20 protein-coding genes and 1 tRNA gene are annotated in these 22,837 nt (G+C 68.7%); 13 read left to right on the top strand and 8 right to left on the bottom strand.

Features of this window, described 5'->3' with window-relative positions:
• Positions 1 to 11: 11 nt before the first annotated feature.
• The 3 genes from ACWDUA_RS22760 to ACWDUA_RS22750 are packed head-to-tail and all read left to right on the top strand — an operon-like array spanning position 12 to position 3,131.
• Entirely contained in the window at positions 12 to 281 is a 270-nt protein-coding gene (locus ACWDUA_RS22760; protein WP_449753289.1) for a phosphopantetheine-binding protein, read from the top strand.
• Positions 278 to 1,825 carry a tryptophan 7-halogenase gene (locus tag ACWDUA_RS22755; RefSeq protein ID WP_449753288.1) on the top strand — a complete coding sequence of 516 codons (1,548 nt, stop codon included), beginning with the start codon at positions 278 to 280 and terminating at the stop codon, positions 1,823 to 1,825. Before ACWDUA_RS22760 ends, ACWDUA_RS22755 begins: the two co-directional genes overlap by 4 nt.
• A gap of 46 nt (positions 1,826 to 1,871) precedes the next feature.
• Positions 1,872 to 3,131 (top strand): cation:proton antiporter, encoded by a 1,260-nt coding sequence (locus tag ACWDUA_RS22750; RefSeq protein WP_449753287.1) that lies wholly within the window; start codon positions 1,872 to 1,874, stop codon positions 3,129 to 3,131.
• Here ACWDUA_RS22750 and ACWDUA_RS22745 read toward each other — a convergent pair.
• On the bottom strand, positions 3,118 to 4,293 hold the full coding sequence (locus ACWDUA_RS22745; RefSeq protein WP_449753286.1) for an isochorismate synthase: 1,176 nt from the start codon (positions 4,291 to 4,293) through the stop codon (positions 3,118 to 3,120). The two genes, ACWDUA_RS22750 and ACWDUA_RS22745, sit on opposite strands and share 14 nt — an antisense overlap.
• Before the next feature lie 267 nt (positions 4,294 to 4,560).
• On the opposite strand from ACWDUA_RS22745, the gene ACWDUA_RS22740 reads away from it, so the two are divergent.
• The gene (locus tag ACWDUA_RS22740; RefSeq protein WP_449753285.1) at positions 4,561 to 5,871 is read left to right on the top strand and encodes a lysine N(6)-hydroxylase/L-ornithine N(5)-oxygenase family protein; all 1,311 of its coding nucleotides are present in this window, start codon (positions 4,561 to 4,563) and stop codon (positions 5,869 to 5,871) included.
• Between the two features lie 31 nt (positions 5,872 to 5,902).
• Here the strand turns inward: ACWDUA_RS22740 and ACWDUA_RS22735 are convergent, their stop codons facing one another.
• The 3 genes from ACWDUA_RS22735 to ACWDUA_RS22725 all read right to left on the bottom strand — a co-directional run bounded on the left by ACWDUA_RS22735 (position 5,903) and on the right by ACWDUA_RS22725 (position 8,130).
• Positions 5,903 to 6,856, bottom strand: a complete 954-nt coding sequence (locus ACWDUA_RS22735; RefSeq protein ID WP_449753284.1) for an LLM class F420-dependent oxidoreductase — start codon at positions 6,854 to 6,856, stop codon at positions 5,903 to 5,905.
• A gap of 10 nt (positions 6,857 to 6,866) precedes the next feature.
• The gene (locus ACWDUA_RS22730; protein ID WP_449753283.1) at positions 6,867 to 7,898 is read right to left on the bottom strand and encodes a nucleoside hydrolase; all 1,032 of its coding nucleotides are present in this window, start codon (positions 7,896 to 7,898) and stop codon (positions 6,867 to 6,869) included.
• 146 nt (positions 7,899 to 8,044) lie between these two features.
• Positions 8,045 to 8,130 (bottom strand) — tRNA-Leu (locus ACWDUA_RS22725).
• Between the two features lie 104 nt (positions 8,131 to 8,234).
• Here ACWDUA_RS22725 and ACWDUA_RS22720 point away from each other — a divergent pair.
• Positions 8,235 to 9,581, top strand: a complete 1,347-nt coding sequence (locus ACWDUA_RS22720; protein WP_449753282.1) for a M20/M25/M40 family metallo-hydrolase — start codon at positions 8,235 to 8,237, stop codon at positions 9,579 to 9,581.
• Positions 9,582 to 9,730: 149 nt separating this feature from the next.
• Positions 9,731 to 10,276 carry a YbhB/YbcL family Raf kinase inhibitor-like protein gene (locus ACWDUA_RS22715; protein WP_449753281.1) on the top strand — a complete coding sequence of 182 codons (546 nt, stop codon included), beginning with the start codon at positions 9,731 to 9,733 and terminating at the stop codon, positions 10,274 to 10,276.
• An 86-nt stretch (positions 10,277 to 10,362) separates the two neighbouring features.
• On the opposite strand, the gene ACWDUA_RS22710 is transcribed toward ACWDUA_RS22715, so the two are convergent.
• Genes ACWDUA_RS22710 through ACWDUA_RS22700 form a run of 3 tightly spaced genes read right to left on the bottom strand, consistent with a single transcriptional unit; the run spans position 10,363 to position 12,910 of the window.
• A complete protein-coding gene (locus tag ACWDUA_RS22710) occupies positions 10,363 to 11,466 on the bottom strand; it encodes a quinone-dependent dihydroorotate dehydrogenase (protein WP_449753280.1) in 1,104 nt (367 codons plus the stop codon).
• Entirely contained in the window at positions 11,460 to 11,771 is a 312-nt protein-coding gene (locus ACWDUA_RS22705; RefSeq protein ID WP_449753279.1) for a DUF5703 family protein, read from the bottom strand. The genes ACWDUA_RS22710 and ACWDUA_RS22705 overlap by 7 nt, the downstream gene beginning before the upstream one ends.
• Positions 11,771 to 12,910 carry a YncE family protein gene (locus tag ACWDUA_RS22700; protein ID WP_449753278.1) on the bottom strand — a complete coding sequence of 380 codons (1,140 nt, stop codon included), beginning with the start codon at positions 12,908 to 12,910 and terminating at the stop codon, positions 11,771 to 11,773. The genes ACWDUA_RS22705 and ACWDUA_RS22700 overlap by 1 nt, the downstream gene beginning before the upstream one ends.
• Before the next feature lie 103 nt (positions 12,911 to 13,013).
• Here ACWDUA_RS22700 and ACWDUA_RS22695 point away from each other — a divergent pair, with 103 nt between their 5' ends.
• The 6 genes from ACWDUA_RS22695 (at position 13,014) to ACWDUA_RS22670 (ending at position 17,961) form a co-directional block, all read left to right on the top strand.
• Complete coding sequence (locus ACWDUA_RS22695; RefSeq protein WP_449753277.1) at positions 13,014 to 13,856, top strand: undecaprenyl-diphosphate phosphatase; 843 nt, start codon at positions 13,014 to 13,016, stop codon at positions 13,854 to 13,856.
• A 77-nt stretch (positions 13,857 to 13,933) separates the two neighbouring features.
• Entirely contained in the window at positions 13,934 to 14,695 is a 762-nt protein-coding gene (locus tag ACWDUA_RS22690) for an MSMEG_4193 family putative phosphomutase (RefSeq protein ID WP_449753276.1), read from the top strand.
• A 28-nt stretch (positions 14,696 to 14,723) separates the two neighbouring features.
• Complete coding sequence (locus ACWDUA_RS22685; protein ID WP_449753275.1) at positions 14,724 to 15,401, top strand: DUF3090 domain-containing protein; 678 nt, start codon at positions 14,724 to 14,726, stop codon at positions 15,399 to 15,401.
• Between the two features lies 1 nt (position 15,402).
• The gene (locus ACWDUA_RS22680; protein ID WP_449753274.1) at positions 15,403 to 16,263 is read left to right on the top strand and encodes an SCO1664 family protein; all 861 of its coding nucleotides are present in this window, start codon (positions 15,403 to 15,405) and stop codon (positions 16,261 to 16,263) included.
• 72 nt (positions 16,264 to 16,335) lie between these two features.
• Complete coding sequence (gene mshC / locus ACWDUA_RS22675; protein ID WP_449753273.1) at positions 16,336 to 17,595, top strand: cysteine--1-D-myo-inosityl 2-amino-2-deoxy-alpha-D-glucopyranoside ligase; 1,260 nt, start codon at positions 16,336 to 16,338, stop codon at positions 17,593 to 17,595.
• A gap of 57 nt (positions 17,596 to 17,652) precedes the next feature.
• Positions 17,653 to 17,961, top strand: a complete 309-nt coding sequence (locus ACWDUA_RS22670; RefSeq protein ID WP_053776762.1) for a hypothetical protein — start codon at positions 17,653 to 17,655, stop codon at positions 17,959 to 17,961.
• Between the two features lie 51 nt (positions 17,962 to 18,012).
• Here ACWDUA_RS22670 and ACWDUA_RS22665 read toward each other — a convergent pair whose 3' ends face one another.
• Positions 18,013 to 18,891 carry a PAC2 family protein gene (locus ACWDUA_RS22665; RefSeq protein WP_449753272.1) on the bottom strand — a complete coding sequence of 293 codons (879 nt, stop codon included), beginning with the start codon at positions 18,889 to 18,891 and terminating at the stop codon, positions 18,013 to 18,015.
• A 50-nt stretch (positions 18,892 to 18,941) separates the two neighbouring features.
• Here ACWDUA_RS22665 and metH point away from each other — a divergent pair, with 50 nt between their 5' ends.
• Positions 18,942 to 22,553: a methionine synthase gene (metH, locus tag ACWDUA_RS22660; RefSeq protein WP_449753271.1), complete on the top strand. Its 3,612-nt coding sequence runs from the start codon at positions 18,942 to 18,944 to the stop codon at positions 22,551 to 22,553.
• Positions 22,554 to 22,837 lie beyond the last annotated feature (284 nt).

The raw sequence follows: 22,837 nt of genomic DNA, 5'->3' as shown, positions 1-22,837 counted from the left end.
GGAATAACCAGATGGCATCCGGCAACCCAGTGTTGACCCGTGAACGGATCGTCGGTGACATCGCCGAGATCCTGGATCTGCACGACACCGAGATCACCGACGAGACGAATGTGCTCGACATCGGACTGGATTCGGTTCGACTCATGTCCCTCATCGAGCGATGGCGCGCGGCCGGGGCGGTACACGCCGATCTGGTGGTGCTCGCCTCCGACCCGGTGGTCGGATCGTGGATTCGAGAACTCACCGAAGGTGCAGGTCAAGCCGCAGGAAACGCGCGATGACCGGGGTTGACGGCGGGAACGCCGCGACCCGTACCGGGCCTGCAACCGTCGAAGAGGTCGACGTCGTGGTGGTCGGCGGAGGACCCGGCGGATCGACCACCGCGACCCTGCTGGCCAAGAGTGGCCGTCGCGTGATCCAGCTGGAGAAGGAGAGCTTCCCCCGCTACCAGATCGGTGAGTCCCTGCTCCCGTCGACGATCCACGGCGTCTGCAAACTCCTCGGGTGTCACGAGAAGGTTCGCGACGCCGGATTCATGCACAAGCGCGGCGGTAGCTTCCGCTGGGGCACCAATCCGGTGCCCTGGAACTTCCTGTTCGCGATCTCACCGGAATTCGCCGGCGAGGGTAGCTATGCCTACCAAGTCGAGCGGATGAAGTTCGACAAGATCCTTCTCGACAACGCGGCCGAGAACGGTGTCGACGTCCGGCAGGAGTGTCGGGTCAACGGTGTCGAGACCGACGACTCGGGCCGGGTGGTCGGCGTCCGCTACGTCGATGCCGACCGCACCGAGCACCGGATCCGGGCGTCGTATGTCGTCGACGCATCGGGCAACTCGACCCGGCTCACCCGCCATGCAGGTGCCGAGCGGGTGTACTCGGACTTCTTCCAGAACGTGGCGGTGTTCGGGTACTTCGAAGGGGGCAAACGGTTCCCGGCCCCCGACAGCGGCAACATCCTCTGTGCGGCCTTCGACGAGGGCTGGATCTGGTACATCCCGCTGTCGGACACCCTGACCAGCGTCGGGGTGGTGATCGCCAAGGACAAGGCCAAGGACGTGATCAACGCGCAGGAGGAGACGCTCCTGCAGTACATCGACCGGTGCGCGATCGTCCGCGACATGCTGACCGACGCCACCCGGGTCACCGAGGGCACCTACGGTGAGATCCGACTGCGCAAGGACTACTCGTACGCCAACACCCGGTTCTGGGGCAACGGCATGGTCCTCGTCGGCGACGCCGCCTGCTTCATCGACCCGGTCTTCTCCACCGGCGTCCACCTCGCCACCTATTCCGGCGTACTGGCGGCACGGTCGATCAACAGTGTGCTCGACGGCACGGTGACCGAGGAGCGGGCGTTCACCGAGTTCGAGGGCCGCTACCGCCGCGAGTACGCGGTGTTCTACGAGTTCCTCTCGGCGTTCTACGACATGGAGCAGTCCGAGGAGTCGTACTTCTGGAAGGCCCGTAAGGTCACCGACTTCGACCGCACCGACATGGCCGCCTTCGTCTCGCTGGTGGCCGGCGGCTACTCGGGTGAGAACGTGCTCACCGACGCCGAGCAGGTCATCGAGCGCTTCCGGTCGTCCTCGGAGGCGTTGACCGCGGCGGCGGCGAAGACCGGTGGCATGGACACCGATTCGGGTCAGCGCATGGGGCACATGTTCTCTGCGCCGGTGGTGCGTGAGGTGATGGAGGAGATGAACGCGCTGCAGGCGCGGGGAGCGGTGGCCGAGGGTGCGACCGAGCCCCCGCTGCTCGACGGTGGACTCGTGCCGTCCGCCGACGGATTGGCATGGGCCGAGCCGGCTGATGTGCACGCCTGAGGTCCCGGCCCCGGCCGGCCCTCACCGGCAGCCACGGCGGTAGTCGATGCTGGGACATCTCGCCCTGGTCCTGCTGGCGGCGCTCGTCTGCGGCATGATCGCGCGGCGGCTGCGAATGCCGACGATGACCGGGCAGTTGGCCGCCGGGGTCCTCCTCGGTCCGTCACTGCTCGGTACCGTGCTGCCGACATCGCTCGCCTTCGGCGACGGCGACGATCTCCCGCTGGTCTCGGCGGTCGGCACCCTCGGGGTGGTGTTTCTGGTCGGGCTCGCCGCGGTCGACCTCGACGGCACCTTCCTGCGCAGCCGGGTCACGGTGGTGGCGTCGGTCGGCCTGGGATCCTTCGCGGTCCCGCTGGCCACCGGTATCGGCGCAGGTCTGCTCATCCCGCGGGCGATGCATGGCGAGTCCACCGACACCACCGAGTTCGCGCTGCTCCTCGGCACCGCGCTGTCGGTGAGTGCGATCCCGGTGATCGCGCGCATCCTGACCGAGCTCGATCTGCTCCGAAAGGCGATCGGACAGCTCACGCTGGCCACCGGAACGCTCACCGACATCGCCGCCTGGGTCGTCCTCGCCGTGGTGTCGGCCATGACGACGTCGGGTCTCGGTGGCGGTCGGCTGCCCTTGACCCTCGGCGCGCTGGTCGGGGTGCTGGTGGCCACCGCCGTCCTGCGGCGACCGGTCAGCCGTGCGCTCGATCGGCTGGAGTCCTCACGGCACGACGGTCAGACCGGGAGCATCGTCGTGCTGATCCTGATCGCGTGCGCCGCGACCACCGGCGCGCTGAACCTGGAGCCGGTGCTGGGTGCCTTCCTGGGTGGCGTGATGATCGGCCGTCGTGGCGACGCGGTACTGGCGCCCCTGCGGGCGGTCACCACGTGGGTGCTCGCCCCGGTCTTCCTCGCGGGCGCCGGTCTGCATCTGGACCTGCAGCGGATCGCCGACCCGGTGGTGGCCGGGGTGGCGGCCTCGCTGGTGCTCGCGGCGGTGGCGAGCAAGTTCGTCGGGACCTTCGTCGGTGCCCGCGTGGTGGGGGTCTCCCGGTGGGATTCGGCGGCGCTGGGTGCCGGGCTCAACGCGCGCGGGGTCGTCGAGATCGTCATCGCCACCGCCGGTCTGCACATGGGGGTCTTCAGTGCGGAGATCTACATGATCGTGGTGCTGCTCGCCGTGATCACATCCATCATGGCGGGTCCCTGGGTGGCCTTCTGTGTCGCACGCGGGGCACACACCGGGCCGAGGGCCGATGTCGACGATGTCGGCGCGCCCCCGGTTTCGGCGACGCGGACTACCGAAGGCTGAACGCGGAGAGGATCGCCGCGAACTTGGCGTCGGTCTCGGCGACCTCGGCGGCCGGATCCGACTGTGCGACGACACCGCCACCGGCCCAGGTGGTGATCTGACCGTCGGCGTCGAGCTGCGCACAGCGGATCGACACCATCCATTCACCGTCGCCGCCGGCCGCCACCGACTCCGACCAGCCGACCGCGCCGGCGTAGAAGCCTCGCGACCCCTCGGTGGCGAGGATGTGTTCGCGGGCGGGAACCGTCGGTGTGCCGCAGATGGCCGGTGTCGGATGCACCGCGATCGCGAGATCGAGCGCGGTGACCGAGTCGTCGGCCACCGTCGCGCGGATGGGGGTGCCGAGATGCCACATCGAGGGGGTGGACATGATCATCGGCCCGTCGGGGATGTCGAGTCGGGCACACAGCGGCGACAGCGAACGGCGGAGCGCATCGACGACATATCGGTGCTCGTCGAGGTCCTTTCTCGACGTGGCAAGCGCCCGACCGCGTTCGGCGTCGACAGCCGGATCCGGATGCCGTGCCGCCGACCCGGCCAGCGGGTGGGCGGTGACCAGGGAACCGCTCTTGCGGATCAGGACCTCGGGGCTCGCCCCCACCAGATGGGCACCCCGATACCCGGGGGCCGGCGACAGGTCGGTGACGAACACCGACCCCTGGGGATCCAGGGCACGCAACCGGCCGGCGAGGTCCCGTGGGGTCACCGGCGACTGGGTGCGCAGCCGCAGTGCACGCGCGAGGACCACCTTCTGCAACTCGTCGGCCGGGTCGGCCAGATGTTCGACGGCGGCTGCGACCCGACGTAGGTGATCCTCCGGCTCCGGGTCCCGGCGCTCGATCCGCGCAGTGGGTGATCCGCCGTCGGTGGTCGGAAGCCACGGACCCGAACGCCTGGCCCACTGCTGCGGAGCGGTCAGTGCGACGGGGTCGCGGGGGTCGAACGGGAGGGCGCCGACGACCACGGCGACGGAGCCGTCGCGGAGGGCGGCACGGGCGCGTACCGGGTCGTCGAAGTCGGTGAAGCGACCCGTGCCGAGGACGTGATAGTCGTTGCGGCAGAGAAGAAATCCGTCCAGATCGCCGGTGGTGTCGTCGCCGGGCCGTTCGGCGGGTGTATGCACCGCTTCGGTGTCGGCCGGCACGGCGAGCGAAGGTTTCATCTGATCACAGCTCCTGACGGGGACACCGGGGCGCCGATGCGATCGGCGGGGCGATGTCGGGACTCCTGGTACGGATGCCGGTTCACTGCCGACAAGTCATTAGGTTAGACTTACCTAGGCGACGGCCGGTCGCCGGACCGCGAGTCCACGGTGGGCGAGTCGTCCCGCGAGGGTGAGCATCACTGATCCACCCGTCGGACTCACCAGGGGAATCCGGCTCCACCAGGCCGACGAGCAAGCGCCGGTGTCAACGCAGAGGAGTAGCGCGTGCGCAGTGACAGTTCCACGTTGGACGTGGTGGGTATCGGCTTCGGCCCGTCGAATCTGGCGTTGGCGATCGCCATCGAGGAACACAACGCCACCGCCGACGGGCAGCCGTTGTCGGCCCGCTTCCTGGAACGGCGCGATCGCTTCGAGTGGCACCCTGGAATGCTGCTGCCGGGTGCGACGATGCAGGTGTCCTTCCTCAAGGACCTCGTCACCCAGCGCAACACCGCGAGCAGGTTCTCGTTCCTGAGCTACCTCGCCGACCGCGGCCGGCTGGCGGACTTCATCAATCTCGCCACGTTCTTCCCCTTACGCTCGGAGTTCCACGACTATCTGCAGTGGGCCGCCGGTCGGGTACGGACACCGGTCCGGTACTCCACCGAGGCGCGCTCGGTGCGCTGGCGTGACGGCGCCTTCGAGATCGAGACCGGCACCGGCACGGAGCGGGCGCGAAATCTGGTGCTCGGCGGCGGGATTCGGGGCAAGCTGCCGGCCGGGGTCGTCGCCGGTCCACGTGTCTTCCACAACCACGACCTGTTGCCCCGGCTTGCGCAGATGCCTCCGGCGGTCCATCGGCGGTACGCCGTGATCGGCGCCGGACAGAGTGCTGCGGAGGTCGCCGGCTACCTGCACGAACAGACCGGTGCCGACGTCCACGCGGTCTTCTCCAAGTACGGCTACACGCCCGCCGACGACAGCCCCTACGCCAACCGGGTCTTCGACGCGTCGACGGTCGACGAGTACTTCGCGGCCGCACCGGAATGGCGTGAACGGTTCCTGACCTATCACCGCAGTACCAACTACTCGGCGGTGGACCCCGACCTGATCGCAGAGCTCTACCGTCGCGAGTACGGCGAGCGCGTCAGCGGGGACCGGCGCCTGTTCGTCCACGGCGCCACCGAGGTGGTCGACATCGTCGAGTCCGCCGACGCCGCCCACCTCCGCGCGGTGAACCGGATGACCGGTGAGGAACTCGAATTCGACTGCGATGCCGTGGTCTTCGCCACGGGTTTCGAGCCCACGCCGGTGGCCAACCTGGTCGGTGACCTCGCCTCGCAGTGTCGGGCCGACGTCCACGGCCGGCCGGTCCTCGACCGCAACTACCGGCTCGGCACCGACCCGGAGATCACCGGATCGATCTTCGTGCAGGGCAATTCCGAACACACCCACGGCCTCACGTCGACGTTGCTGTCGAACGTCGCGGTGCGCTCCGGCGAGATCGTCGACACCCTCGTCGCGGCCTGCCACCCGGACAGTGCTCTCCGGTCGGTCGGAATCGGGTGCGAACCGACGAAGGTGACCACGCCGTAGGGCGTGGCCACCCTGGAGAACCCGGCGGCCCTCAGCGACCGACGACCGCCGACAACGTCTCACCCAGCAGGGCGACACGTCCGGGCACATGCCCGTTTGCCGGGGCGTTGACGGTGAATCCGTCGACGCCGGTGGCGAGCAGATCCGCGTAGTGGGCGGCCACCTCGTCGGGTGACCCGACGACGGTGGAGGCGCTGCGCACCTGCGCGCGTGGATTCCGGTGCAGATAGGCCTCGAACTCGCGGACGGCCTCGTCGTGGGTCGGGGCCACACACGCAGAGGTCTGCAGGCTGACGGTGATCTCCGATCGATCGCGGCCGAGCGTCTCGCAGTGCCCGGCCAGGGCGTCGAGCTTGCGGCCGATCTCGTCGCGCCCACAGATCAGGTTGGACTCGTCGGCGTACTGCGCCACCATGCGCAGGGTCTTGCGTTCGCCACCGCCGCCGATCATCACCGGGACACGGCCGAGCGGCGCGGGCGAGTTGATCGCATCGTGGACCCGATATCGCTTGCCGTCGAGGGTGGGTCGCTCACCCCGGAGCATCGGCAGGATGATCTGCAGGGCCTCGTCGAGCTTCTCGAACCGGTCGGTGAAGGTCCCGAACTCGAAGCCGAGGCGGTCGTGTTCGAGTTCGAACCAGCCGGCCCCGATCCCGAGCTGTGCGCGTCCACCGGAGACCACGTCGAGTGCGGTGACGGTCTTGGCCAGCAGGGTCGGATTGCGATAGGTGTTGCCGGTCACCAGTGCCGACAACCGCACCCGTGAGGTGTGCTGGGCGAGTGCCGAGAGCAGCGTGTAGCACTCGATCATCGGTTCGTCGGGCTCACCGAGGATCGGCAACTGATAGAAGTGGTCCATCACCAAGACCGTGTCGAAGCCGGCGTCCTCGGCCTCCACCGCCTGCGCGGTGACGGTGGGGAAGAGGTCTTCTGGTGCGGTGTCGGGGTAGGTGAAGTTCGGGATCTGATATCCGAGGAGTGTCACCTCCTCGACGCTAGCGCGCGCCGACCCGTCGGGCCAGGGCCCCGACCGTCTCGATCAACCCATCGAACACCGCATCCACGTCGGTCGCCGTCGCGATCGCGACATTCGGGGCACCCTCCCACATCCCACGCTCGTCGGCGACCGTCGTACCGCGCGTGAGCGTCCCGGTGAGCTCCACCGCCACGTGGGCGCCGATGGTCTCCACGAGCGTCGGCTCGAGCGCCACCATCGCCGCGAACGGATCGTGCAGGTGCGCGATATAGCCCTCGTCGTGGGCCTCGTGGAACTCCAGATAGAACCGCAGCGCGTCGACGAGATGCCGGATGATCTCGTTGCTCGCCACCGACCGAAGCCCGTGCACATCGGACGGATCCGGGCACTCCAGCGGCGAGCTGTCGGCCGCGGCGGCCAGCCGTACGATGTGGTCCGGGGTGGTGACGATCTGTTCGGTGAGGTCGAGCGCGCACACGATCGGATCCGGGGTGCCATCGGCGGCGAACGCGGCGAACACCTCGGCGGCGGCCTCGGGGTCGACGGCCACATTCCACTCCGACGTCGGTGTGGTGTTGCCGTGGACATGGAATGCACCGCCCATGATGACCAGACGGCGGAGACGATAGGGCAGCGCGGGATCGCGCCGCAGCGCGGTCGCCAGGGACGTCAACGGGCCCGTCACGAGTCCGACGAGTTCCCCGGGATGCGCCAGGGTCGCCTCGATCCACGCGTCGGCGGCATCGGGCTCGGCCGCCGACACCGTGGGCGTGGGCAGATCGGCGTATCCCACCCCCAGCGGACCGTGGGTGTCCTCGGTGGTCATGAGTTCGGCGACCAATGGGGCATCCGCGCCGCGGTACACCGGGACGTCGGCACGCCCGCACAGCGACAGCCACGACAGGTTGTTGGCGGTCACCACGTCAACCGGCACGTTGCCGGCGGTCGACGCCACACCGACAAGATCCACGTCGTCGCGGCCGAGGAGATAGAGCAGGGCGACCGAATCGTCGATACCGGTGTCGCAGTCGTAGAACAGGCGCTGTGTCACCGCACCATTGTTTCCTGCGGCCGGATCGACGGTCACGGCGGAGTGCCGTCGCCCCACCGGGACGATGCGCCACGGAGCTCACCGCTCGACGCATGATGAACGAAAAGCGAAGGCCCCCAACATCTAATGTTGGGGGCCTTCGTCGGTGTCCGAGGGGGGACTTGAACCCCCACGCCCGTTAATAGGGCACTAGCACCTCAAGCTAGCGCGTCTGCCATTCCGCCACTCGGACCTGTTCAGTTGTCGTACTCCGGTGTCTGCGTCGTTCTCTCGTTCACCGGCTCGGTAACACTAACCGAGGTTGCCCCCGTATCCCAAATCCCGTAGGAGTGAAGGGTGTCTTCTGAGCTCACGACCCCCCGCGCGGTCGACGAAGTCGTCGATCTCGTCAGCGCCCTGATCCGCTTCGACACGAGTAACACCGGCGAGTTGGAGACCACCCGCGGCGAGGAGGACTGCGCCAAATGGGTGGCCGGACAACTCGAGGAAGTGGGTTACGTCACACAGTATGTCGAGTCCGGTCAGCCCGGACGCGGCAACGTCTTCGCGACCCTGCCCGGTGACCCCGACTCCGGTCGTGGCGCCCTGATGATCCACGGGCATCTCGACGTGGTGCCCGCCGAACCGTCCGACTGGAGCGTCCACCCGTTCGCCGGGACCGTCAAGGACGGCTACATCTGGGGTCGTGGCGCGGTCGACATGAAGGACATGGTCGGCATGGCGCTCGCCCTGGCCCGTCAGTTCAAGCGGGAGGGCACCGTCCCGCCCCGCGACATCGTGTTCGCCTTCCTTGCCGACGAGGAGGCCGGCGGTACGTGGGGATCGCACTGGCTGGTGGAGAACCGGCCCGATCTGTTCGCGGGCATCACCGAGGCGGTCGGAGAGGTCGGCGGGTACTCGCTGACCGTCGACCGCCCGGACGGCACGCAGCGGCGCCTGTATCTCGTCGAGACGGCCGAGAAGGGGCTCGGGTGGATGCGACTGACCGCGGACGCCACGGCCGGCCACGGTTCTTTCCTGCACGAGGACAATGCGGTCACCGCGGTCGCCGAGGCGGTCGCCCGGATCGGCCGGCACACCTTCCCGCTCGTGATGACCGAATCGGTGTCGGAGTTCCTGGCCGCGGTGTCGGAGGAGACCGGTCTCGAGTTCGCCCCGGACGCACCGGATCTCGAGACGCGGCTGTTCAAGCTCGGCAGCCTGGCCCGGATCATCGGTGCCACCCTGCGGGATACCGCCAACCCCACCATGCTGCGGGCCGGCTACAAGGCGAACGTCATCCCGCAGAAGGCCGAGGCGGTCATCGACTGCCGGGTGCTGCCGGGACGTCAGGCCGCGTTCGAGGCCGAGATCGACGAGCTGATCGGGCCGAACGTGACCCGCGAGTGGATCACCCACCTCGACTCGTACGAGACCACCTTCGACGGTGATCTCGTCGACGCCATGAACGATGCGATCCTCGCCAACGACCCCGACGGCACGACCGTGCCCTACATGCTGTCGGCGGGAACCGATGCGAAGGCCTTCGCCAAGTTGGGGATTCGCTGCTTCGGATTCGCGCCGCTGCAACTGCCCGCCGACCTCGACTTCGCCGCACTGTTCCACGGCGTCGACGAGCGGGTGCCGGTGGATTCGGTGATCTTCGGCACCCGGGTCCTCGAGCACTTCCTGCTGCACAGCTGATCTGCGCCTGCCGTGCAGCTGATCCTGATCGGCGGCGGTGACGTCGGTCTCGCCTAGAGTGGGTGGGGCAGTCCGTGACCCGAGACGTCTGTCGTGTGCGAACTGTGCGGCGTGCGAGAAGTGCCGGTCTCCTCGAGGAAAGGTGTTCGATGTCGACGTTCGACCCGTATGAGCCACTCCCGACCCTGCCGGGGTTCACGCTGACCTCCGACAGCGTCGCCGACGGCAAGCCCCTGCCGAACAATCAGGTCAGCGGCCTGATGGGGGCCGGCGGTGCCGATCTCTCGCCGCAGCTGTCGTGGTCCGGATTCCCTTCGGACACCAAGAGTTTCGCGGTGACGGTGTATGACCCGGACGCCCCGACGGCGGCCGGTTTCTGGCACTGGGCGGTCGCCGACATCCCGGCGTCGGTGACGAGCCTGCCCGAAGGTGCCGGTGACGACACCGGAAGCGGTCTGCCGGACGGCGCGGTGACCCTCGCCAACGACGCGTCGCTGAAGCGGTTCGTCGGTGCCGCCCCGCCGCCCGGACACGGACCACACCGCTACTTCGTCGTGGTGCACGCCGTCGACGTGGAGAGCCTCGGTCTGCCCGACGGTGCCACCCCGGCCTATCTCGGCTTCAACCTGTTCTCGCATGCGATCGCCCGCGCGACGATCACCGGTACCTACGAGCAGCCGTCAGAGGACATCTGAGCGACCGTGGACGTCGGCGGGGCGGCCATCACGAGGTGGGGCCGCCCCGCCGACGATCGGCACCGGTGATCGCCGGCGAGACGGGGTCAGTCGTGCGCGCCGCTGCCGACCGCGTCGGACAATGACGTGAATCCGGCGGCGCGGGCACGCTCGGCGACACCGGCGTTGATCTCCCGGATCCACACCGGCCCGCCGTAGATGAACGGGGTGTACGCCTGCAACAGGCTCGCGCCGGCCCGGATGCGTTCCCACGCCTCGTCGACGGTCTCGATGCCACCGACGCTGATCAGCGTGATCTGGCCGCCCACACGGCGATACAGCCGCCTCAGCACTGCGCGGGACCGCTCGGTCAGCGGCGCACCGGACAGCCCGCCCGCCCCCATCTCGGCGACCTCCGCGGCCGGCGTCGCCAGTCCGGATCGCTCGATCGTCGTGTTGGTCGCCACGATCCCGGCCAGGCCGATCTCGACGGCGAGATCGGCCACCGCGTCGATGTCCTCGTCGGCCAGATCCGGCGCGATCTTCACCAGCACCGGAACCGACACCTCCGCGAGCACCGCGGTCAGCACCGGACGCAGCGAGTCGACGGCCTGCAGATCCCGCAGACCGGGGGTGTTGGGCGAGCTCACGTTGACGACCACGAAGTCGGCGAGCGGACCCAGCTGCCGGGCCGAGTACCGGTAGTCGTCGACCGCCTCGTCGAGCGGCACCACCTTGGTCTTGCCGATATTGGCGCCGATCGGCACGCGCACGGGACCCGGACGTTCCTGACGCAGGTGCTCGGCGGCCACATCGGCGCCAGGGTTGTTGAACCCCATTCGGTTGATCAGTGCGCGGTCGGCGGGCAACCGGAACAGGCGCGGCTGCGGGTTGCCCGGCTGGGCCCGGCCGGTGATCGTGCCGATCTCGGCGAATCCGAAACCCAGTTGGCCCCAGGCGTTCACGGCCGACGCCGACTTGTCGAAGCCGGCGGCGAGGCCGAGGGGTGCGGGGAACACGACGCCGAAGACCTGCTGGCGCAGGATCGGATCGTGTCGGGCGAACCACCGCGCCGCGAGGCGACGCAGCGGCGGCACCCGCATCGCGGTGCGGATGGTCGTCATCACGATCGTGTGAATGCGCTCGGGCGGGACCAGGAACATGAGCCGCAGCACCAGTGGATAGAGCAGACGGTTGAGTGTGGTCAGCACGCGCGGGCATCCTCGTCGGGGTCGTCGGGGCGGGCCGCCTGCCCGCGGGGCGGTTTGCGACGTTTCAACAACACCTTGCGGGTGCCGTCGGAGTACAGCCGCACCCGCGACAGTTCCCAGCCGCCGAACTCGGCCTCGAGGGCCAGTCGCATCGATGCGGTCACCCGGGTGACATCCGGTGGCAGCCGGATCAGCAAGCACTCCATGTCCTCGGAGGTGACCTCCCAGCCACGCGGATGATGGGCACCGATCCGGGCGCCGGTCCGTCCGGACGCGACGGGCAGACCGGTCGGCCGACGCAGCATCACGAGGTGGGCTCCGCCGAGGTCGTCGGTGCGGCGGGTGTCACGGACGAGCCCGGGCTGGTGCTCACCGCACCACTGCCGTACGGCGGGGCGACCACCTGCAGTCCACCGTCGCGGTGGGAGAGGACGTAGACCGTTCCGGTCGCGTCGTCGACGACGATCGCGTCGGGCTGCGCCACGGTCGCGAAGCGGTGCTTCTCGACGGGTTCACCACCGGCCAGGTCATAGGCCACCACCTCGTTGTCGCCGGTCGTCGACACCCACAGGAGATTGTGGGTGTCGTCGTAGTCTACGGCGTACGGGCCGTCGGCGACCGGGTGGCGGAACCGCATCACCAGAGGTGAACCGAAGAATCCGATGATCTCGTCGTCGCGGGTGTTGGCCACCACGATCCGGCCGTAGTGGTCGACCGTGGCCGTGGTGGCGCCGTTGCCTGCACGCAACGCGGCACCGAACTCGCCGGTGTCGATGTCGACCGGGGTCACCGACGACTGCGCGCGGTCGAGGACGACGACCTGTTCGCCGTCGAGGTCGGCGCCGGCCGGGGAGACGGTGATGACATCGACCCGGACGAAGCCGCCGACGTCGCGCTGCTCGCGGAGATCGGCGTCGAAGACGATCACGTGACCGTTGCCGGTCCCGACGAGGACCCGCCCGTCGGCGGTCCGCGCGAGCGCGGTGGGATCGGAGATCTCGGTGGGGGTGGAGTGCACCGTGCCGTCGGCCGCGAGGTGGACGAGGGTGCCCGGGCCCGCGCCCAGGAACTCACCGTCGCCGGTACCGATCAGGGTGGTCAGCGCCGGGGTGGCGATCGTGGTCGGCGGGGTGGTGATGGCCGCGATGTCGAAGCGGGAGACCTCGGTGCCCGCGGCACCGAGCACGGCCAGCGAATCGCCCGAACGGGCCATCGTCGAGCTGCCCGCGGCTGTGGGGATGATCACACCGGCGGGACCCGCGGCGGGGCCGGCCGGTGCGGGGACGGCCGACGCGGGGGAGACGGTCGCCACATTCGGTGTCGACCCGGTATCCGAGCCGGATCCGCAGGCGGCCGACAACGCGGCCGTGAGCAGCAGCGCGAGCGCAACACAGGCGCGGCGGGCACGCGGATTTCGGGGAGATCGGGAGCGGCCGGAATGCATAGCACCATCTTGCTTCACCCATGCTGTGGACCATCGCCGGGGTCGACGGCCCCGCGTCGGCTCGCGCGGGATCAGCCGGTGACCCCGCGTAGCATCGGGCGCCGTGACCGACACCATGACGTGGACCCAATCGATCGTTCTCGGTGCGATCCAGGGCATCACCGAGTTCCTCCCGATCTCGTCGTCGGGGCACCTGCGGATCGCCTCGGAGCTGATGTTCGGGCAGGACGCCGGGGCCTCGTTCACCGCGGTGACCCAGCTGGGTACCGAGGCGGCCGTGCTGGTCTTCTTCGCCCGCGACATCGTGCGGATCGTGGTCGCCTGGTTCCGGGGACTCTTCGACAAGGCCGACCGCGGGCTCGACTACCGGATCGGCTGGTACGTCATCCTCGCGACCATCCCGATCGGACTGCTCGGGTACCTGTTCAAGGACGAGATCCGGACCGCCGCCCGCAATCTGTGGCTCGTCGCGACGGTGTTGATCCTGTTCTCCGGCGTGTTCTGGCTGGCCGAGAAGTACGGCACACGTCGCCGCTCGATGGACCAGCTGACCCTACGTGACGGACTGGTGATGGGCCTGGCCCAGTGTTTGGCCCTGGTGCCCGGGGTCTCGCGCTCGGGCGCGACCGCCAGCGCCGGTCTGTTCCTCGGTCTGGAGCGTGAGGCCGCGTTCCGGTTCTCCTTCCTGCTCGCCATCCCCGCGGTCACGGCGTCGGGGCTGTTCAGCATCCCCGACGCGATCAACCCGACCGGCGACGGCATGGAGTCCACCGGGGCGCAGCTGATCGTGGCGACGATCGTGGCCTTCGTCCTCGGATACGCGTCCATCGCCTGGTTGCTGAAGTTCGTCGGCAACCACTCGATGAACTGGTTCGGCGCCTACCGCGTGATCCTCGGCCTGACCGTGATGGGGCTGCTGGCCGGGGGCGTGATCAGCGCCACATGACCGGATCGGGCCACCCCGCGTCGGTCGCCCCCGTGTGCCGGGTGCCGGACGGCGGCGACGTTGCCTAGAGTTGACCCATGACCGTGATCCTGGTGCGCCATGGCCGCTCCACGGCCAACACCTCGGGGGTGCTCGCCGGGCGCAGCCCGGGTGTCGCCCTCGACGACAAGGGACGTGGACAGGCCGCACAACTGGTCGAGCGACTCACCGGGTGTCTGCCCGACATCACCGCGGTCGCCCGTTCCCCGCTGCAACGATGTGCCGAGACCATGGCGCCGTTGCTCGCGGCCCTGGGTGCCGACGGCCACGAGGTGCCCGAGGTGGTCGTCGACGATCTCGCCGAGGTCGACTACGGGACCTGGACCAATCGCTCCATCCGGGAACTGCTCGCCGAACCCCTCTGGAAGACCGTCCAGCAGCATCCGTCGGCGGCGGTGTTCCCGGGTGGTGAGGGCCTGGCCGCGGTGCAGGCGCGGGCGGTGGCGGCCATCCGCGAGCTCGACGCCGTGCACGGCGGTCCCGACGGGGCCGGGGTGTGGGTGGCCTGTTCCCACGGCGACGTGATCAAGTCGGTCATCGCGGATGCCATGGGGATGCATCTCGACGCGTTCCAGCGGATCGTCGTCGAGCCGGCATCGGTCAGCATCATCCGCTACGGCGCGACCCGGCCGCACGTACACACCGTCAACTCCACGGCCACCCTGTCGGTGCCGATCCGTCCGCCGAAGACCGACGACGCGGTGGTCGGGGGTGACCCGGGCACCCGCGACGATCCCGGGGCCGGCCGACCGGGAGAGGATGCCGCGGTACAGAGGCGTACTCCGGTCGAGGCCGGATAATGGGAGACGACAGACAAGGAGGTGTGTGATGTCACGAGCGATCCATGTGTTCCGCAGTCCGGACCGATTCGTCGCCGGTACGGTGGGCCAGCCCGGCGACCGGACGTTCTACCTCCAGGCCGTGCACGAGGCACGCATCATCAGCGTGATGTTGGAGAAGCAGCAGGTCCAGATCCTCGCCGAGCGGATCGGGGCACTGCTCGAGGAGATAAACCGGCGCTTCGGTACCCCGATCCCGCCCGAGACCGAACAGATCGGTGACCTCAGCCCACTCGTCATGCCCGTGGACGCGGAGTTCCGGGTGGGGACGATGGGGCTGGGCTGGGATGCCGAGTCCGAGGCCGTGGTGGTCGAGTTGCTCGCGATCACCGAGGGCGAGTTCGACGAGAGCGTCGTCCTGGACGACACCGACGAGGGACCCGACGCCGTCCGGGTGTTCCTCACCACGATCGCCGCCCGCGAGTTCGCGACCCGCTCCACCCGGGTGATCTCGGCAGGACGTCCGCCCTGCCCGCTGTGCGGTGACCCCCTCGACGCCGATGGTCACCTGTGCGTACGGACCAACGGCTACAAGCGTGGTGCCGAATTGAGCAAGTCGCTGGACTTCATCGACCCGGATGTCTTCAACGGACTCGCCGGCGGCCCGGAGATCTACGACGACCCCGAGAACCCGGACGACCCGGACGACCCCGGTCCGCGCGGCTGACATGACGATCGGAGACCATGTGCCGCACGACCCGGACGAGACCCGGCGGGATCCCGCCGTCGACGTCGTCGCGACCCTGTGCGACGGGGAACTGGGCATCCTCGGTCGAATTCCCACGGCGAGCAACGCCACCCTGGTGTGCGAGGCCACCCTCGGCGACTCCGTGGTGCGGTGTGTCTACAAACCGGTGCGGGGGGAGGTCCCGCTGTGGGACTTCCCCGACGGCACCCTCGCCGGCCGCGAGGTGGCCTCGTTCCTCATCTCCGACGCGCTCGGCTGGGACACGGTACCCACCACGGTGCTGCGCGACGGCCCGCTCGGCGTCGGCATGGTGCAACGGTGGGTCGACACCCCCGACCCGGAGGCCGAACCACCGCGGATCGACCTCGTCGACCTGTGCCCACCGGATGCCGTCCCCGAGGGCTACCGGTCCATCGTGCGGGCCCTCGACGGGCGTGGTGACCCGGTGGAACTCGTCCACGCCGACGATCCACGGCTCCAACGGATGGCGGTCCTCGACCTCGTCCTCAACAATGCCGACCGCAAGGGTGGCCATGTGCTGGAAGGGCTCGACGGCGGTGTCTACGGCGTCGACCACGGCATCTGCCTGCACGGCGACGACAAACTCCGCACCGTGCTGTGGGGCTGGGCGGGGGAACCCATCCCGGCGCACCTGATCGCCGACGTCGAACGGCTCGCCGACGACCTCGAGTCGGCGTCGTCGAGCCTGCGGTCGTTGTTGGCTCCGCACATCACCGCCGAGGAGATCGACCTGCTGACGATGCGAACGCTCGTCGTCGCGGAGTCGGCGACGATGCCGTCCCCGCCCCCGCAGCGCCCGATTCCCTGGCCACCCTTCTGATCCACGTCTCGGCGCCGTCTGCGTCCGGGGTCGGGTGCGCAGCTGATCGGGTGTGCGCCATACAGTGGTGACATGCATTCGTGGCCCGATCCCGCCCTGCCCGTCGTCCCCGGCGCGGGGCCAGCCCTCCGCCTCTACGACACCTCGGCACGGCAGGTCCGTCCGGTCGCACCCGGGGCCACGGCCACCATGTACGTCTGCGGGATCACCCCTTATGACGCAACCCATCTCGGGCATGCGGCCACCTACCTGACCTTCGACATGGTCAACCGGGTGCTGCGTGACGCCGGCCACGGCGTGCACTACGTGCAGAACATCACCGATGTCGACGACCCGCTGTTCGAGCGCGCCGAGCGCGACGGGGTGGACTGGCGTGAGTTGGGTTCCTCGCAGATCCAGCTGTTCCGCGACGACATGACCGCGCTCCGGGTGTTGCCGCCGCGGGACTACATCGGCGCGATGGAGTCGGTCGGCGAGGTCGTCGAGATGGTGGAGAAGCTGCTCTCCTCCGGCTCGGCGTATGTGGTCGACGACGAGGAGTTCCCCGACGTCTACTACCGGATCGACGCCACCGAGCAGTTCGGTTACGAGTCCGGCTACGACCGCGCGACGATGGAACGCTTCTTCGCCGAGCGTGGTGGCGACCCCGACCGAGCAGGCAAGCGTGACCGGCTCGACGCGTTGCTGTGGCGGGCCGAGCGTCCCGGGGAACCGTCCTGGGAGGCACCGTTCGGCCCGGGCCGTCCCGGCTGGCACATCGAGTGCTCCGCGATCGCCCTCAATCGGCTCGGCATCGAGTTCGACATCCAGGGCGGTGGCAACGACCTGATCTTCCCGCACCACGAGTTCTCCGCCGCGCACGGCGAGGCCCTCACCGGTGCGCGGCGATTCGCCCGGCACTACGTGCACACCGGCATGGTTGGACTCGACGGCGAGAAGATGTCCAAGAGCCGCGGCAACCTGGTCTTCGTCTCACGGCTGCGCGCACAGGGCGTCGATCCCGGGGCCATCCGGCTGGCGCTGCTCGCCGACCACTACCGCGGTGACCGCATGTGGACCGACGCGGTGCTCGACGCCGGCCTCGCCCGGCTGCAGCGGTGGCGCTCCGCGATCGCCGCACCCGCCGGACCCGACGCCGCACCGATCGTCGAGCGCGTCCGCCAGCACCTGGCCGACGACCTCGACACCCCCAAGGCGCTCGACGCCGTCGACGGGTGGTGCCGGGACGTCGAGCGCGGCATCGGCGGTGACGCCGACGCACCATCGTCGATCGAGCAGGCCGTCGACGCCCTGCTCGGGGTGGACCTCCGCGCGGCCGGGCCGACCCGCTGACCCGGCCGGTACCGGTCGACTGGGTGTTCGGTACGCGGGCTTAGTAGAGTTTCGGCCGTGGCGCGCGTGCAGGAGATCCGCCCGGACACCGATTCCGGGGTGTGGACCGTTCAGACCCGGACATCGACCTATCTGCTCGACTTCGAGGAGATGACGTTGTTGCGGGCCCCGGGCGTCGGCAGCACCGACAGCGAGGAGTGGGCGGTCAGTGCGCTGCGCCGCGACTCCGAGGACATCCCGCTGCTCGGGGTCAAGTCGTGCCGGATCGGTGAGTCGGCGCAGTTCTGGGTGCGCGCCGCCGACGACCCGGACGTACGAACCTGGCGGATCACCACCCCGGTCGTGTCGATCGAGCGGATCGGCTGACCGCCCCGGCATGACCCGACCCGGCGTCCCGGACCGTCTCGGCCGGTCCGCTCAGCTCCCGAAGGAGCCGGGCCCGCGTCGCTTGAGGTAGCGCTCGAATTCGGCCGCCAGGGCGTCTCCGTCGATCTTGGCCATCACCTCGTCGGTGTTCACCTCGGCATCGCCGCGTTCCTCGAGTCCGCGGACGTACTCGGCGATCTCCTCGTCGTCCTCGGTCATCTCGGTGACCGCCTGCTCCCATTCCTCGGCCTGCTCGGGCAGGGTGCCCAGCGGCACCTCGATGTCGAGGACCTCCTCGACCCGGTTGAGCAGGGCCACCGTCGCCTTGGGGTTGGGCGGGGTGGACACGTAGTGGGGGACTGCGGCCCAGAACGACACCGCCGGCACACCCACCTGGACGAACAGGTCCTGCAGCACCCCGGTGATCCCGGTGGGCCCCTCATAGCGGCTCTCGGCCAGGTTGTAGCGTTCGGCCGCGGCGCTGCTGTAAGCGCTGCCGGTGACCGGCACCGGACGGGTGTGCGGGGTGTCGGCGAGCAGCGCGCCCAGCATCACGGTGGTCTCCACCTCCAGGCGGCGTGCCAGGTCGACGATCTCCGTGCAGAACGCACGCCAGCGCATGTTGGGTTCGATACCCCGCACGAGTACGATGTCCCGGTCGGCCCCGACGGGGCTGCAGTAGGAAATGGACGTCGTCGGCCAGTCGATCCGCCGCGTGACACCGTCGATCTGTTTGATCGTCGGACGATTGACCTGGAAGTCGTAGTAGTCATCGGATTCGATCTCGGCGAGCGGACGGGCGTCCCAGGTGAGTGCAAGGTGTTCCACGGCACTGCTCGCGGCATCGCCGGCGTCGTTCCAGCCCTCGAAGGCCGCCAGGAGGATCGGCTTGCGCAGGCGGGGAAGGTTCGACATCTGCTCAGCGTTCACCGAACCAGCCTACGACCGAACCGAACCGAGAGCGAACTACTCTGAACATCATGCCCACCACCGCATCGACCACCCGGGACTACGACACGACATTCGTCACCGCGATGTCGCGTCGGGTACTGATCGGCGACGGGGCGATGGGCACGATGCTTCAGGCCGCCAATCTCACCCTGGATGATTTCGCCGGCCTCGAGGGATGCAACGAGATCCTCAACGACACCCGTCCGGATGTCCTCGAGGGGATCCACCGCGCCTATTTCGAGGCCGGGGCCGACGCCGTCGAGACCAACACCTTCGGGTGCAACCTGTCGAACCTCGGCGATTACGACATCGCCGACCGGATCCGTGAACTGTCCTACAAGGGCACCGCGATCGCCCGGGGCGTGGCCGACGAGATGGGTCGCTCCGCGGACGGCACCGACCGTTATGTGCTCGGCTCGATCGGCCCCGGGACCAAGCTGCCGAGCCTGGGTCACACCACCTACGCCACCATCCGCGACGCCTACTACGAGTGTGTCGCCGGCATGCTCGACGGCGGTGCCGACGCCATCCTGGTGGAGACCTCCCAAGACCTGCTGCAGGTGAAGGCCGCAGTGGTTGCGGCCCGCCGAGCGATGGGTGATCTCGGCCGGCAGATCCCGATCATCTCGCACGTCACCGTCGAGACCACCGGCACGATGCTGCTCGGTTCGGAGATCGGTGCCGCCCTCACCGCGATCGAACCGCTCGGCATCGACATGATCGGCCTGAACTGCGCCACCGGACCGGCCGAGATGAGCGAGCACCTGCGCTACCTGTCGCGGCACGCACGCATCCCGGTGTCGGTGATGCCGAATGCCGGTCTGCCGGTGCTCGGACCGAACGGTGCCGAGTACCCGCTGCGCCCGGACGAACTGGCGCAGGCGCTGTCGCAGTTCGTCGGCGAGTTCGGCCTGTCCTTTGTCGGCGGATGCTGCGGCACCACGCCCGAGCACATCCGACAGGTCGCCGATGCGGTCGCCGAGACCACGCAGGCCGTCCGCACACCCGAACACCAGGCGGAGACGTCCTCGCTCTACACGGCGGTGCCGTTCGACCAGGACGCCAGTTTCCTGGTGATCGGTGAGCGCACCAACTCGAACGGATCCAAGGCGTTCCGGGAGGCGATGATCGCCGCCGACTACCAGAAGTGCCTGGACACCGCGAAGGACCAGACCCGCGACGGCGCGCACATGCTCGACCTGAACGTCGACTACGTCGGCCGTGACGGTGCCGCGGACATGACCGCCCTCGCGACCCGGTTCGCGACGTCGTCGACGCTGCCGATCATGCTCGACTCCACCGAACCGGAGGTCATCCGCGCCGGGCTGGAGGCACTCGGCGGCCGCTGCGCGGTGAACTCGGTCAACTACGAGGACGGCGACGGTCCGGACTCGCGATTCGCCCGGATCATGCGGCTCGTCGTCGAACACGGTGCCGCGGTGGTGGCGCTGACCATCGACGAAGAGGGCCAGGCCCGCACCGCCGACGACAAGGTGCGGATCGCCGAGCGGCTGATCACCGACATCATCGGCAACTGGGGGCTGGCCGAGGAGGACATCATCATCGATGCCCTCACCTTTCCGATCTCGACCGGCCAGGAAGAGGTGCGCCGCGACGGCATCGAGACCATCGAGGCGATCCGCCGGATCAAGCAGGCGCACCCGCAGGTGCACTTCACCCTGGGTATCTCCAACATCTCGTTCGGCCTGAACCCGGCCGCGCGACAGGTCCTCAACTCGGTGTTCCTGCACGAGTGCACCGACGTCGGACTCGACACCGCGATCGTGCACGCGTCGAAGATCCTGCCGATGAACCGGATCCCCGACCAGCAGCGCGAGGTGGCCCTCGACCTGGTCTACAACCGTCGCCGTGCGAGCGGGACCGACGGCCCCGACGATCCGGGGTACGACCCGCTGCAGCGGCTGATGGAGCTGTTCGAGGGCGTCTCGGCGGCCTCGGCACGCGAATCGCGTGCACAGGAGCTGGCCAAGCTGCCGCTGTTCGATCGGCTCGAACGCCGGATCGTCGACGGTGAGCGCAACGGACTCGAGGCCGACCTCGACGAGGCGATGCAGCAGGTGCCGCCGCTGCAGATCATCAACGAGACCCTGCTGTCGGGGATGAAGACCGTCGGCGAGCTGTTCGGCTCGGGGCAGATGCAGTTGCCCTTCGTGCTGCAGTCCGCCGAGGTGATGAAGAACGCCGTGGCGCACCTCGAACCGCACATGGAATCGACCGGTGAGGACGGCAAGGGGCGCATCGTGCTGGCCACGGTCAAGGGCGACGTCCACGACATCGGCAAGAACCTGGTCGACATCATCCTGAGCAACAACGGCTACGAGGTCGTCAACATCGGGATCAAGCAACCGATCTCGACGATCATCGACGTCGCCGAGGACAAGCGTGCTGATGTGATCGGGATGTCCGGACTGCTGGTGAAGTCCACGGTGGTGATGAAGGAGAACCTCGAGGAGCTCACCGCGCGCGGCCTCGGCGAGACCTACCCGGTCCTCCTCGGTGGTGCCGCATTGACCCGCTCGTATGTGGAGAACGACCTCACCGAGGTCTACAGCGGTGACGTGCACTACGCCCGCGACGCCTTCGAGGGGCTGCGCCTGATGGACGACATCATGGCGCTCAAGCGTGGGGAGACCCCCGCCGCCGACAGCCCCGAGGCGATCGCGGCCGCGAAGAAGGTCGCCGAACGCAAGGCGCGCCATGAGCGGTCGCAGCGGATCGCGGCCAAGCGCAAGGCCGCCGAGGCGCCGGTGGAGGTGCCCGAGCGTTCCGACGTCGCCGCCGACAACGAGGTGCCGTCGCCGCCGTTCTGGGGTACCCGGATCATCAAGGGTGTTCCCGTCGCCGACTATCTGCAGTTCCTCGACGAGCGGGCATTGTTCCTGGGCCAGTGGGGACTTCGAGGTGCCCGTGGCGGCGAGGGCCCGAGCTACGAGGACCTCGTGGAAACCGAGGGACGCCCGCGGCTGCGGTCGTGGATCGACCGGCTGTCCACCGAGGGCATCCTGCAGCACGCCGCGGTGGTCTACGGCTACTTCCCGGCGGTCAGCGACGGTGACCTGGTGCACGTGCTCACCGAACCGAGACCCGATGCGCCGGTACGGTTCTCGTTCGAGTTCCCGCGCCAGCAGCGCACCCGGTTCCTGTGCATCGCCGACTTCGTCCGGTCCCGTGACGCGGCGATCGAACACGGCCGGGTCGACGTGCTCCCGTTCCAGCTGGTCACCATGGGCAACCCGATCGCCGACTTCGCCAACGAGTTGTTCGCCGCGGACGCCTACCGCGACTACCTCGAGGTGCACGGCATCGGTGTGCAGCTCACCGAGGCCCTCGCCGAGTACTGGCATCAGCGTGTCCGTTCGGAACTGAGGTTCGCCGACCGCACCATGGCCGCCGATGACCCGGAGACCGCGCAGGGCTTCTTCGATCTCGAATACCGTGGTGCGCGTTACTCGTTCGGCTACGGCGCGTGCCCGAACCTCGAGGATCGCGCCAAGATGATCGAACTGCTCGAGCCCGAGCGTATCGGCGTGGTGCTGTCGGAGGAGCTGCAGTTGCATCCCGAACAGTCCACGGACGCCTTTGTGCTGCATCACCCGGAGGCCAAGTACTTCAACGTGTGAGTGGTACCCGCCGGGGGGTGGGTACGTCGGAGGTGGGTGGGGATATTGGCGGGTCGCGGGGTCTCGACTCGGGTCCTCGCGATGCTCGGTCCCGGCTCGACCATCCATGGTGGGTGCGTGGCGTTTTCGGTGGTTGAGCCGTCGAGGAGCGCAGCGACGAGGCGTGTCGAAACCTCTGTCGGCCGGGGTCGGGGGGTGGGTACGTCGGAGGTGGGTGGGGATATTGGCGGGTCGCGGGGTCTCGACTCGGGTCCTCGCGATGCTCGGTCCCGGCTCGACCATCC

This window comes from Gordonia sp. NPDC003376 (genome assembly GCF_053589235.1).
The sequence above is the reverse complement of the archived record's forward strand: the minus strand, read 5'-3'. Positions and strand labels throughout refer to the sequence as shown.